Annotated in this window: 12 protein-coding genes; 2 read left to right on the plus strand and 10 right to left on the minus strand. The window is 65.2% G+C overall.

All coding sequences use genetic code 11. The annotated features are described in order from the left end of the window. Positions 1-16: 16 nt before the first annotated feature. The 6 genes from MJO58_RS26420 to MJO58_RS26445 form a co-directional block, all read right to left on the minus strand. Entirely contained in the window at positions 17-1519 is a 1503-nt protein-coding gene (locus tag MJO58_RS26420) for a pyridoxal phosphate-dependent decarboxylase family protein (protein WP_239721467.1), read from the minus strand. Continuing rightward, entirely contained in the window at positions 1516-2895 is a 1380-nt protein-coding gene (locus tag MJO58_RS26425; protein WP_239721468.1) for an aminotransferase class III-fold pyridoxal phosphate-dependent enzyme, read from the minus strand. Before MJO58_RS26425 ends, MJO58_RS26420 begins: the two co-directional genes overlap by 4 nt. A gap of 275 nt (positions 2896-3170) precedes the next feature. After that, positions 3171-4142 (minus strand): LLM class flavin-dependent oxidoreductase, encoded by a 972-nt coding sequence (locus MJO58_RS26430; RefSeq protein ID WP_239721469.1) that lies wholly within the window; start codon positions 4140-4142, stop codon positions 3171-3173. A gap of 1 nt (position 4143) precedes the next feature. Next, positions 4144-4629: a VOC family protein gene (locus MJO58_RS26435; RefSeq protein WP_239721470.1), complete on the minus strand. Its 486-nt coding sequence runs from the start codon at positions 4627-4629 to the stop codon at positions 4144-4146. A 22-nt stretch (positions 4630-4651) separates the two neighbouring features. Next, complete coding sequence (locus MJO58_RS26440; protein ID WP_239721471.1) at positions 4652-5911, minus strand: alkyl sulfatase dimerization domain-containing protein; 1260 nt, start codon at positions 5909-5911, stop codon at positions 4652-4654. Positions 5912-5920: 9 nt separating this feature from the next. Continuing rightward, on the minus strand, positions 5921-7189 hold the full coding sequence (locus MJO58_RS26445) for a sulfotransferase family protein (RefSeq protein ID WP_434086278.1): 1269 nt from the start codon (positions 7187-7189) through the stop codon (positions 5921-5923). A 47-nt stretch (positions 7190-7236) separates the two neighbouring features. On the opposite strand from MJO58_RS26445, the gene MJO58_RS26450 reads away from it, so the two are divergent. Continuing rightward, entirely contained in the window at positions 7237-8136 is a 900-nt protein-coding gene (locus tag MJO58_RS26450; protein WP_239721472.1) for an IclR family transcriptional regulator, read from the plus strand. On the opposite strand, the gene MJO58_RS26455 is transcribed toward MJO58_RS26450, so the two are convergent. Together MJO58_RS26455 and MJO58_RS26460 are read right to left on the minus strand one after the other, a co-directional pair. Next, positions 8126-8512 carry a DUF2237 family protein gene (locus tag MJO58_RS26455; protein ID WP_090607782.1) on the minus strand — a complete coding sequence of 129 codons (387 nt, stop codon included), beginning with the start codon at positions 8510-8512 and terminating at the stop codon, positions 8126-8128. The genes MJO58_RS26450 and MJO58_RS26455 overlap by 11 nt on opposite strands. A gap of 82 nt (positions 8513-8594) precedes the next feature. Further along, on the minus strand, positions 8595-8927 hold the full coding sequence (locus tag MJO58_RS26460; RefSeq protein WP_090607784.1) for a PE domain-containing protein: 333 nt from the start codon (positions 8925-8927) through the stop codon (positions 8595-8597). Positions 8928-9324: 397 nt separating this feature from the next. Between MJO58_RS26460 and MJO58_RS26465 the strand changes: the two genes are divergently transcribed. Continuing rightward, positions 9325-10455 (plus strand): cellulase family glycosylhydrolase, encoded by a 1131-nt coding sequence (locus tag MJO58_RS26465; protein WP_090607786.1) that lies wholly within the window; start codon positions 9325-9327, stop codon positions 10453-10455. Between the two features lie 13 nt (positions 10456-10468). On the opposite strand, the gene MJO58_RS26470 is transcribed toward MJO58_RS26465, so the two are convergent. After that, positions 10469-11557: a 3-ketosteroid-9-alpha-monooxygenase, oxygenase component gene (locus MJO58_RS26470; RefSeq protein ID WP_239723459.1), complete on the minus strand. Its 1089-nt coding sequence runs from the start codon at positions 11555-11557 to the stop codon at positions 10469-10471. A 57-nt stretch (positions 11558-11614) separates the two neighbouring features. Then, positions 11615-12718, minus strand: a complete 1104-nt coding sequence (locus MJO58_RS26475) for a nitronate monooxygenase (protein WP_239721474.1) — start codon at positions 12716-12718, stop codon at positions 11615-11617. Positions 12719-12731: the final 13 nt, after the last annotated feature.

Raw genomic sequence — 12731 nt, forward strand, 5'->3', positions numbered from 1 at the left:
AATCCCTCGCACGCGACTAGACCCGGTTGAGCTGTGTCGCCCCTGCCGTGGCGATGGTGTTGCCGCAGTCAGCGATGCGCTGCACGAGATCTCGGGCGCGGTCAGGTGTGCAGACGGGATTGACGAACGTGAGCTTAAGCGCGGTGGCACCGGCGATTCGGGTCCGCCCGATCAGGGCCTGATCGGTGTCCACCAGGTGCTGGCGGATCGCGATGTTGACGTGGTCTCGCTCGACGGCGGAGGTGTCTGGCCCCGTCCAGCGCAGGATGACGGTGTTAGTCGTGCACGGACTGATCAAGTCGAGATGAAGCTGAGCGGCCACCGCATCGCCCGCGGCACGGGCGGCCTCGACAGTGCGGTCGATCATCTTGGCGACGGTGTCGAGCCCCAATGACCGCAGCGTGATAAGAACTTTGAGCGCATCAAATCGGCGGGTGGTCTGCAGCGACTTGCCGACGTGGTTCAGAATGTCTACTTCGTCGTCGTCGGCGGGGTTGAGGTAGTCGGAGTGACTGCGCATGACGTCCAGGTCGTGTCGTTGCCGCACCAGGAGAGCGGCACAACTGATCGTCTGGAACAGCAGCTTGTGGAAATCGACGCTAATCGAATTCGCCGCGCTAATGCCGTCGAGCAGGTTGCGGTGCCGTTCGCTCAACATCAGGCAGCCGGCGGCGGCAGCATCGACGTGCACCCAAATATCCTGCCCCGCAGCAATTTCAATGACATTGGCAAGCGGGTCGATAGCCCCCCGATTAGTCGTGCCCGCGGACAGCACCACCGCGATGACTTGCTCGTCGCGCAATCGAGAAGCGTGCAGCAGCTCCCTCAACGAGCCGGCGTCCAGGCGGCCGCATGCGTCTGTACCGGCGGGAAGAATTGCCGCCTCGCCGAGGCCCAGCAGCTGGGCGGCGGTCAGCACCGAAAAGTGCGCGTCGTCGGTGCAGACGATGCGCCACCGACGCGCATCGGGCGGCAGGCCGTCCGCGGCGATATCGACTCCCAGGGTGCGGGCCGCGAAATTATCGCGTGCCAGCATCAGGGCCTGCAGGTTGGATTGCGTTCCCCCACTGGTGAAGACGCCGTCACCGTCTGCGAGGTCGAAGACCTCACACAACCAGTCGATCACGAATTGTTCGACCACCGCGGCGGCCGGACCCTGGTCGAATGAGTCCATCGACTGGTTGAGCGCGCACAGCATCGTCTCTGCGGCAAGACTCGCGATGGCCGGTGGGCAATGTAAGTGGGCGACGTAATTCGGATTGGATACCGCGGTCGAGTGCGGCGCGACGAGTGCCGCCGTCTCCTCCAGCACAGCCGACAGGCCGAGACCGGTCCGCGGCACCACTCGGAAGCCTGCCAGAGTTTCCCGCAGCGCCGCGGCTCCCTGGATGAATCCGGGCCGGGCGGGGCGCAAACAGCCGGCCGCAACATGGCCCGCCGCCTCGTTGACCGCTTCCAGGTAATGCTGAGCTCCCGCGACAGTGAGGAACTCACTCTCGAAGGCGGTGTCGCCGCTCATGCGGAATACTCCGGCACCGCACCCGGCCATTCTTGGCCGGTGCGTACCAGATGCTCCACGTGGTCCATCGCCGTGTGGAATCGTTCGAGGATGTCGTCGATCTCGCGGTCGGTGATGATCAATGGTGGCATGAATCGGACCACGTTGTCGTATTCACCACCAACTTCGACGATGAGTCCGGCTGCCAGGCAAGCTTTTTGGATCTCGGTCGCCAGCCCCGGAGCCGGCTGGCCGACTCCTCGCTGGTCACAACCGGCCATCGGGTCAATGATCTCCACGCCGGCCATCAGACCGATGACGCGCACGTCGCCGGCGGTGGTGGCCTGGGCGGCGATAGCGCACAGCCCCTCGCTCAGGCGAACGCCCATCTCGGTGACGTGCGCGGCGATGCCGGCTTGAGCCGCATATCGCAGCACCGCGCTCGCCGCGGCGAACCCGAGCGCATTGCCGCGGAACGTCCCCGTGAACGCGCCCGCGCCCCAGACGTCAAACCGGCGCCGGATCACCAATACCGCAATGGGGATTCCCGAGCCTAATCCCTTGGAGATCGCGATCATGTCGGGCTCGACATCGCAGTGTTCGAAGGCCCACGGCCGGCCCGTCCGGTAGGTGCCGGCCTGCACCTCGTCCGCGATGAGCGGGATCTGGTTGGCCGTCGCGGCACGCCGCAACGCCTGCGCCCAGGCGGGCACGGCCGGAATTACACCGCCCTCGCCGAGCACGAATTCGGTCAGCAACGATGCGGGAGCGCGCAGGCCACTATGCCGGCTGGCAAACAGGCGCTCCACGGCATTGATCGCCAAGTCGGTCCCGGCCTGTCCGCCGAGATCGAATGGACAGCGGTACTCCTGGGGGTAGGGCAGGAAGTGGGCGGCAGCAGACAACGTGACTGGCTGGCGGCGCAGCCCGCCTCCCGAACTGAGGGCACGAGCGGCCCTGCTGCACCCGTGAAACCCGCCTTCCATGCCGATGTGTTCGTGACCACCGGTCGCGATCTCGGCCAGCATCAGCGCAGCCTCCACGGCATTAGCTCCGCTCGGCGAGCAGAGATGAACTACGCAGTCGTCGGCCAGGCCCGGCGGCAGAGTAGCCAGCAGGTCTTCGACGAACGCATCGCGCAGGGGATGATGGAAGTCCAGAGTCAACAGCGGTGTGCCGGAATCCAGTGTTCGCCGCAACGCCTGGGTCACGACGGGGTGGTTCCAGCCCAGTGACATCGAGCCTGCGGCGCACAGACAGTCCAGATACCACCGGCCCGAGATATCGCGTACGCGCGCGCCCTCGGCCTCGACGGGTGTGATAGGGATACGCCGCGAGTAGGAACTGGCACCAGACTCGTGCAGACGATGCCCGGACGACAATGCGCTATCGGTCATCGACGATCCCTTTCGTGGCTGCCTACGGGTCTGCGATACCGAATCCTGTTGCTGTACAGTCGACCTCGTACGACAACGATCGCTTATTAGACCGGCCGCCACGCTCAAGAAACGGCCGCGGCAGTCGACGTTCGCCAGCTCAAAATAGCCCGAAATTCGTTTTGCACGAGCGGTTTGTGACATTCGGCGGCAATTTAACAACCTGTTGCACCGGCGTTCATGCAATGGGTGCACGGGCTCTTAGGCGAATGGCCGGATGCTGCGGATCTGAGCCCTCAGCGTAGCGCGGGCAGCACGGTATCGGTCAGCAGCTGGACCGACTTCCACGCTTCATCTAGGGGCATGCCGCCGACCAGCGGGTGCAGCACCAGGGGTCCGAAGTCGTCGCTGTCGCGGATTTCGGCGACCAGTTCGTCGGGAGTCAGGAAGCGGTAGCGACCGGATGCTCGGACCTCGTCCAGGGTCCGGACGCCGGGCAGGTGCATCAGGGATCGCTGGTCGGTTGACCATTGCCCGTAAGTGACCGCCTCCCAAAGGATGTGCTGCCCGAGCTCGGCCCATGCCCGGTCGGGATCCTCGTGCAGATAGATCATTCCGCGGTTGACGGGCCCGGGCATCAGGATGAGCGGCTTAATGCCTGCGTCGGCGCACAGTTCGCGGTAATAGGTGGCGATGTCGGGCAGATGGTCGGCCAGGCTGAGCGGCAGCCCGAATCGCGCGGCCCGCCGGGCGGTGACGCGCGCACCGCCACCGACGTACAGCGGCGGATGCGGCCGGCTAAAGGTACCGGTACAGATTCCCGCGTCGGCGTCGGTACCCGACCAGACCGACAACACGCGTTCGACCAGCCGGTCCATCAGCGCGCCCCGCTGGCTGAAATCCATTCCGAGGGAGTCGTATTCGACGGCGCGGTAGCCCAGGCCCACGGTGGTGTGCAGCCGGCCGCGGCTCATGTTGTCGACGAGCGCAATGTCTTCGGCGAGCCGAACCGGGTTCCACAACGGCCCCAGCGCGCAGTCGACGCTGGCGATCATCGTCGACGTGCGCGCCAGAAACATAGCCGCAGCCATAATCGGGTTGCAGCTCCAGCCGTGTCCGGTGGCGTGGTGCTCGTCGACGCTGACCGACGTTATGCCGTGCGACTCACCCCATTGCGCCAATTCGAGCGCGGCGGACAAGAGCTTGCTCTGGACGCGCGGTTCTCCGTGCGGCGACGCGAAATTGAAGCGCAGCACCGTCAATACCATGTCAGGCTCCGTCTGGGCCCGGCGCGACGATGGACTCCACGAACGCGGTGAAGTCGGGAAACAGTGCGCGGTCGACGATCTCGATGCGGGTGCCGAACGCGTCGATGAAGTAGGCAAACATCCCGAACTCGACGTCCGGTAATTCGCCGGTCATTTCGAAGGTGAAGCCGTTGCCCTCCAACGCACGCGCGGTCTCGGCGAGGTTGTCGGTGAAGTAGCCGACGTGGTGCACCGAGTTGCCCGGTGCGGCGGTCCACGGAGTTCCGGGAACCTCCTGGACCAGTTCGATGTGCGGGCTCTGCACGGAGTAGACGATCGTCGAAGTCAGGTCGCGAACGCCGGCGGTGGTGCGGAAGGGCAGCGTATAGCGAAGCGGGGTGATCCACCGGTAGCCGGCCAGTGCGGTGAGGCGGGCCATTGCAACGTCGAGGTCGGGCACCACAATGCCGGTGTGATAGAAGTCCTTGGGCTGCAACACAAATGTCATGGTGATGTCCCTTCCCGTACCGTCACGAGTTTCTCGCTATCTGCCGCGAGAGCCAGGCCCGTTCCCAGAAGTTAGTCGTGGTGCTCAGCAGACTTTCATGCGCATCCCGCAGCACTTCGCGCGCCCCCGGGTGATCGGGTTGCGTCGCGGTGACGAGCTCGGCGAGGTGGATGGCGTGCAAGGGACGGTTTTCGGTGAGGTGGGCCCGCGCCCGACCGACAAGCGCATCGGCGCCGGCCAGTTCCACCACGTCGGTGCCGACAGCGTCGAACCCGACGGGATACAGCTCGGTGGTGGACCGGTGATGAAACCAGCCGGAGTAGTTCTCCCACACCGCCCGCACATCCCAGGAGACTTTTCCATAGCCCTGGCCCACTTCGTATTCCGCAGGCAAGGTGATCTCGCGCATCAGGGTCTGCACGTCTTTTCCGGCGTTCATACCGGCCACCGTCTGGTCGTGGATGTACTCGATGGCATTGCGCAGCCGACTGAGTTCGTGATGGATGCGGTCTGCGCCCGCGATCGGGTCGAAGTGGCCGGTCACCAGCAGTTCTGGCTGCAAGTCGCGCACCCGCTCGACCGACGCGATCGTGGTCAGGGCGTCCCGGTAGCGGTCGCCGCGGATCGTGACCAGGTTGGGAATATGTCCGAAGATCGGGCCAAAAGTATTTCCGCACAGACATATTCGCTCATCGGGCAGCCAGATGACCAACGAGTCGGTGGTCTCGCCACCGGGGACGGAGATCAGCTCCAGCCGGCGTCCGCCGACGTCGAGGATGAGCGTGTCTTCGAAGTCGAGGTCGACGGTGGGGACGCTCTGTGCGGGTAGCCGCGTGGTACCGAGACGGCGCTGGATGGCCTGGATTCCCGTCGCCAACGTGTCGGAGAAGGCGAACGCGCTGCGGCTGGCACGGTACCGGATAAGGCGCTCGTTGTCGTCTCGCCATTGGGTCCAGTTCGCTTGGGCGACAACGGTTGTGTCGGGATCACGAACGCTGTCCAGGCCGCCGACATGATCCACGTGGCCCTGGGTGAAGATGATGTAGCGCACCGGAGAGGAGTCGACAGCGTCGAAGTTGGCCCGATGCACCGGTCCCTCGAAACCCATGCCGGTGTTGACGATCACCCGACCGTCGCCGGTGGTCAGCAGGTAAGCGTTCGACAGCCCCGGCGAGCACCACAGTCCCTCGGCGATCTGCTCGGCCTGTTCGGCGGCCGCGGGCCGCAGGCCATCGGCGCCGGGCCTGCTGCGGTAGACCGGTTCAAAGTCCTGGGCACTCATCGATGCTCCTCATTCGGGGCGGACGTCGAACCGGTCGAAGTAGAAGTCGAACCGGCCACGCAGTTCGTCGGCCGAGACGCCGAAGTGCCGTGGTAGGTCGTAGCGGATGCGCCCGTGCTTGCCCCGCGGGTTGCCGTCGAGATACTGCTGGAATCGCCCGCGCACCTTCGGTGTCAGTTCGACCTCACCGCGGCGGTAAAACTCGTCGAGCACCGGCAATTCATTGCCGTTGAGCTGGTGGAAGGTGACATCGATGCTGCGGTCGGACGGCACCAGGTCGCGGTCGCGGACACATGCGCTCAGCAGTCGGTGCACCCGGTCCGTCCAGTACTCGAGAAGCCAGCTCGGATCGATACTCTTGCGGCGTAGCCGATCCGAGTAGGCCATCATCGTGATCGCCGACTGCACGACTGCGACCGGATCGCGGTGCGTGAACGCGACCGTCGCGTCGGGGAAGGTCGCCATCAGCGGGCCGAGTTGCTCGCAATGCTGGGGACTCTTGAGGATCCAGGTCTGCGGGCCACGCAGAAACGTCAGCGCCTGCAATACCTTCTTCAAATACGCGTAGTGCCGGGTCTGGTCGAGCGCGAGGTAGTAGTCGCGCCAATCCGGCACGCGGGCATGCCATTCCAGGACGTAGCCCGCCAGGTCCAGATCGAGGAGCTCGACCTCCTCCTCGATCGCCTCGGGGAATCGGTCGTGCATGGCGGCCACCACGGGTGCGCTGGCCATCAGGGCGTCGTGTTCGGCCTTGGCGCGCGCATAGCGCGGGTCGACTCCGAAAATGTCGGGGCCCTCACCGCGCGCAGGGATCGGCTCCTGGCTCTCCCAATACGGTAAGGCACGCCGGCGCGGGTCTGCGGCAATGAGATTCACCAGGTGGGTGGTGCCGGAGCGCGGCATCCCGACAACGACGAAGGGCTTGTCGATGGCAATGGACTCGATTTCGGGATAACGCTTGATGAGCTCGGTGAGCGACAGGCGGTTTCGCAGCAGCCGAACCACGCGCTGCCGCAACGTCGACCGAGTGAGCTGCCGCAGGCCGTTATCGGCTTCGATCGCCGCGACGTGAGCGGCCAGGCGGTTGCCGAACCCGTCCGTGTCGTCCAGATCGTCGGCACCGGCCTGCTCGACGGCCTCCGCGAACATCCGGTCGACGTCGAATTCGACCTTCTTGGCCTCCGTGAATTCCAGGATCTGACGTTGGACATCGGTCAGCTGCGGCGATGTCAGATCGTCGAAATCGATGTCAGCGATGTCGGGGCCCACAGAGCCCATGCGACCGCCTCCTCGCGGTGTCGAATATTCGACGTATCATTCGAAATATGATACGGACGGTAGACGCGGGACGGACGCCTCGTCAACCCGCTTCGCCGCCCACCGATCGCGTGGTCGCGGTCATGCGGCTGCTCGGGTCCCAACCCACGCGAGCGTTCTCCCTCGCGGAGATCACCCGCGAGCTCGGCATCAGCCGCGCGACCGGGCACGCAATTCTGACGACGCTGGCCGCCCATCACTGGGTGGTGCGTGACTTCGACACGGCCGCTTACTCCTGGGGGCCGGGTATTGCGGCGCTGGCCAAGCCCGCCGGCGACCGGGCCTTTCGTGGAGTCTTGCAGCAGCTTGCGGAATCGACAGCGGCACAAGCATTTCTGGCTCGCCGCGAGGGCAATGCCATCGTCGTGACGGATAGCGCCGGTGAATCCTCGTCCGGGATGCGCATCGACCGCGGACTGCGCATGCCGTTGGTCGCGCCGTTCGGTCGCGACTACATCGCCTGGAGCCCGACTCCCGCACAGCGCGCGTGGCTGCGGGGCATGGGCAGGCCGTCCGCCGCGCTGTCCCGTCGAATCACCGCCGTGCTCAATGAGATTCGGCAACGCGGATACACCGTCGAACGGCTGAGCCGCGAATATCTTCAGGTGTATACGGCACTGCGGGCACTGCGCGGTGACGGCGAACCCGACGCCATCACCGCACACCTCGCACGGGCGTTCGCCGACCTCACGGTGATCGACGTGCTGGACGCGGAGCTCGCGGAAAACGAGGCGCACAGTATCGCCACTATTTCCGCCCCGATCTTCGACGACGACGGGGTGGTCACGATGTCGATCAGCGCGGCACCGTTCACCGACCTGACCACGGCCGACGTCACACGCCTCAGTGAGCAGGTGTGCGCCGCGGCTCGACGGATCGAACCACAGATCGCGAGCCCTACAAGTTAGCCAAATCGTCCGGAACGTCGACTTGATGCTCCTGCAGTGCCTCGAGGGGCACAACCTCGAGCGTGCGTTCGTGCGTGCTGGCCAACACCACCGGCGCGGCGCAACCGTCGCGGTGCGCCCGCAGCCAGTTGAGGGCGGTCACGCACCAGCGGTCACCGGGCAGCAGGCCAGGAAAGCGGTACTCGGGGACCGGCGTCAGCAAATCATTGCCGATGGAACGCTGGTGCTCCAGGAAGTCGGCGGTCATCACAGCGCAGATCGTGTGGCGACCGACATCCTCGGCTCCGCTCGAACAGCAGCCGTCCCGGTAATAGCCGGTGAGTGGCTCGGTGCCGCACGGCTGCAGTGGGCCGCCGAGCACGTTGCGATCGGACATCTGGTTAGTATCGCGCCGTCGGGGCCAAACATAGAAGAGACAGCACCGTCTGTCCCCTGCGAATTGGCCGTGCTGCTGGGTGCTACCCGGCTAGCCGGAAGCCGACCTCGGTGCGGATCTGGGTCACCCGACGAGCCGCGACGGCGTCGGTCTCTGCATAGATCCGGGCAATGTCGACTAGCGCGGCGCCCGTCCGCGCCAGTTCCGCATGCGCCGCGTTGAGCCGAGCCAGCATCTGGGTGGCCTCCGCCCCAAACGCCGCTGCCGCCTGGACCGAGACCTCTTCGGCACCGGCGGGAGCCAGCGCTGCCACTGACGGCTCCGCGGCGGCACTGGTCGCAAGTGCCTGCGTCGCGCTGCCGACGATCTGAGTGCCAACGACGGCCACCGCCGGGTCGAAGGACATGGACTGCATTGGCGCACTCCCGGGTCAGCAAAATAATGATGACTGCGATAGTAGCAGTAGGCAATTATTTGTGTCTACAACAGTAACGCTAGGCCAGATCCTTGCTTGCGAGTCGTCGGGCACGGTTACCCCCTGCACAGCCCGGCCAGCCCCGGCCCGGCTACCCACCGCCGCCGCCATATCCCGTCCTCAGCCTGTTCTGCCTGATCGCATTGCCGGTCCTTCTTGGCAGCGTCGTCTGGGCAATCGTCGATGCGATCATGATGTTCACCGGCAGTGTCAAGACAACTACGGCCGCAAGCTTCGTTAATTCGCAGATCACGATCAGGTCACGATTCCCAATCTCAATTCATTGCGATCGGCGCGTCGAACCGCCTGTGCGACAAGGGAAATCTAGTGTCACTTCGTGAACCGCCGAACGGCCCTGAAGTTGCCTCTTATGCTGGCAGCGGGTGCGGCGCTGACCCAAGCGCCGCGTGCTTTTGCCGAGGCAGCCCGGTGGTCGCCGGACCGTGCCAACGCCTGGTATCGCGCACAAGGTTGGTTGGTGGGCGCGAACTACATCCCGTCGACCGCGATCAATCAGCTAGAGATGTTTCAGCCGGGAACGTTTGACCCACAACGCATTGACGGCGAGCTGGGCGTGGCGCGCACCCTCGGCTTCAACACCATGCGGGTCTTCCTTCACGATCAGTTGTGGGCGACAGACCGCCAGGGCTTCCAAAGCCGTCTGAGCCAGTTTGTCGGAATTGCGTCGCGCCATGGCATCAAGCCGCTGTTCGTCTTGTTCGACTCCTGTTGGGACCCGCTGCCCAAGGCCGGCCCGCAGCACGCGCCGGTCCCGGGGGTGCACAACTCCGGCTGGGTGCAGAGCCCGGGCGCCGAGCGCCTCGGCGACCCCCGCTACGTCCCGGTCATGCAGGACTACGTCACGGGAGTGCTGAGTCAGTTCCGCAATGACGACCGGGTTTTGGGATGGGACCTGTGGAACGAACCCGACAATCCCGCAAAGGAGTACCGCAAGGTCGAGCGCGCAGACAAGCTGCAGCGGGTGGCCGACCTGCTTCCTCAGGTGTTCCGGTGGGCCCGGGCGGTGGATCCTGCGCAACCGTTGACCAGCGGTGTGTGGCAGGGATCGTGGGGAGACCCGGGAAGCCGCAGCGCGATCAGCGCCATCCAACTCGACAACGCCGACGTGATCACCTTCCACAACTATGGCAAGCCGGCCGAGTTCGAGTCAAAGATCAACGAGCTGGCGCCCCTGGGGCGACCGATCCTGTGCACCGAGTACATGGCTCGGTCCCAAGGCAGCACGCTCGAAACGATCCTGCCAATTGCCAAGCGACACAACGTCGGTGCGTTCAACTGGGGCTTGGTGGCGGGGAAAACCCAGACCTATTTTCCGTGGGACTCGTGGAACCACCCCTACCCGGCACCGCCGAAACTGTGGTTCCACGACCTGCTGCTTCCCGACGGACGGCCATACCGGGTGAGCGAATTGCAGGCGGCTCGGGGACTGACCGGCGGGCTGGGCTAACCCGAACTTGTTCTTACCGCATGGCCGCCGCGAGGTTCTCCGCCACCTCGCGCTGCCAAAAGTTGTTGGCGTGGTTGGTGTCTACCTCGATTTCGAAGCGGTCGGTCATCTCCGCGGTGACATCGGCGGCATCAACATAGAACTGCTCGTACCAGCGCCGGTGCTGATACACCGCGCCGTCCTCCTCGGTAAGCAGTGGATTCTCGATGCGCGTCTTGTGCTTCCAGATCTCGACGTCTTCGAGGAAGCCCTCGCCGAACGATCGGCTCATCGCGGCGGCGAGCTTGGCCGCCTTGTCCGCCGGCAGGCCGGGTAGTTCCTGAACGGCCACCCCCCACTGCAGCACGAATGAGTTGTGCGTGACCGGGTAGTGGCAGTTGATCAACGCGACTTCAATCGTGAAGTCCGGCGCCACGTCGTTGTGGAGCCAGTTGATCATGTAGGCGGGGCCGAAATACGTTGCCTCGGAACGCAATTTCGTTCCCTCCCAGAGCTTCTCGTAGTTCTTGGTGGTATCGGGCCGGGCCTTGGACTCCATGATCTGGGTCGCCGTGTGGCCTTCGATGATGTTCTTGAAGAACGTCGGGTACGCATGGTGGATATAGAAGAAGTGAGCCATGTCGACGTTGTTGTCGACGATCTCGCGACAGTGTGAGCCCTCGATGAGGATGGAGTTCCACGACCATGGGGACCACTGCCCGTCGGCGTACCCGTCGATCGTCGGCGGGAAGAGCTCCGGCGCCGGCGACGACCCCTCCGGATCGTGCCAGACGAGCAGTTGGCCATTGACCTCTCCCGTCGGCCAGCGCCGTGTTCGCGCCGATCGAGGGGTGCGCTTGGCGTAGGGCACCAGCGAGCAGCGGCCGGTCGAGCCCTGCCAGCGCCAGTCGTGGAAGGGGCAGGCCACCGAATCGCCCTTGACGGTCCCCTGCGACAGGTCACCGCCCATGTGGCGGCAGTATGCGTCGAGGACGTGCACCTCGCCCGCCGAGTCGGCGAACACCACCAGACGGGTCCCGAATGCGTTGATCGCATGGGGTTTTCCGTCGCGGAAGTTTTCAGCCAGGCCGATGCAGTGCCAGCCGCGGGCGAAGCGCGTCATGGGTATGCCGGTGTCGATGTCCCGGACGTCGTCGTTGCTAACCACTGCGATTCCTCCTCAGCCGTCTTCTGCCAGTCGCCGCACCGTGGCGAGGTACTCCTCGACGATGTCGAGGACCACGTCGCGCGAGCGCCGCACCTTGTTGATCGACCCGACGATCTGCCCCGCCGGGGAGCCCGACAAGGCACTCGAGCGGGCCCGCATGAACCGCGCGGATGCGTCCGCATACACGATGCCCTGCAACGGCATTGGCAGCGGCTCCGGATTGTCGGGGCCTTCCCAGGCCTCGGTCCATTCGGTGCGGATCTGGCGTGCAGGCTTACCGGTCATCGCGCGCGAGCGCACCGTGTCGGAGTACCCGGCCTTCAACAGGTTCTCGACGACCCACGGCTCCGTCGACGCTTCGGCGACCGTCAGCCACAGCGATCCGGTCCAAGCCCCTTGTGCGCCAAGAGCCATCGCGGCCGCCATCTGGCGGCCGTTACCGATGCCGCCAGCGGCCAACACGGGGATGTCCGGCCCGACCTCATCGACGACCGCGGGCACCAGCACCATCGTGGCAATCTCGCCGGTGTGTCCCCCGGCCTCGCCGCCCTGGGCGATGATCACGTCGACTCCCGCGTCGACGTTGCGCCGAGCGTGCCGTGGCGAACCGCTCAATGCGCCTACCAGGATGCCCTTTTCGTGTGCGGCCGTGATGGCGTAGGCCGGTGGCGGGCCAAGCGCGTTGACGATCATCGACACCGGGTGTCGCAGCGCGACCTCTACCTGACCCGGCCCTTCGGCCTCGACCCCGAGGCCGGCGGCGATCACCCGCCGCTCGGCGTCCTCCGGGAGCGGCGGCACGCCGTGGTTGGCGAGCACTTTCTCCATGTGTTCGGTGTGGCTGGCCGGAATGAGCTCGCGCAGCGCATCGAGGCTGAAGGGCTCGCCCTTGCCGACGAACTTTTCCGGCATCGCGAAATCCACCCCGTACGGCCGGCCGCCGACATGCTCGTCGATCCAGGACAGCTCGACCTCGAGGCGCTCGGCGTTGTAGGCGAGCGCGCCCAGCACCCCGTATCCGCCGGCCTTGCTGACCTCGGCGACCACGTCGCGGCAGTGCGAGAACGCGAAGAGCGGGAACTCGATGCCGAGTCGCTCACACAGGGAATTCGCCATACTTTCGGTCGCC

This window comes from Mycobacterium lentiflavum, assembly GCF_022374895.2.
Taxonomy (GTDB): domain Bacteria; phylum Actinomycetota; class Actinomycetes; order Mycobacteriales; family Mycobacteriaceae; genus Mycobacterium; species Mycobacterium lentiflavum.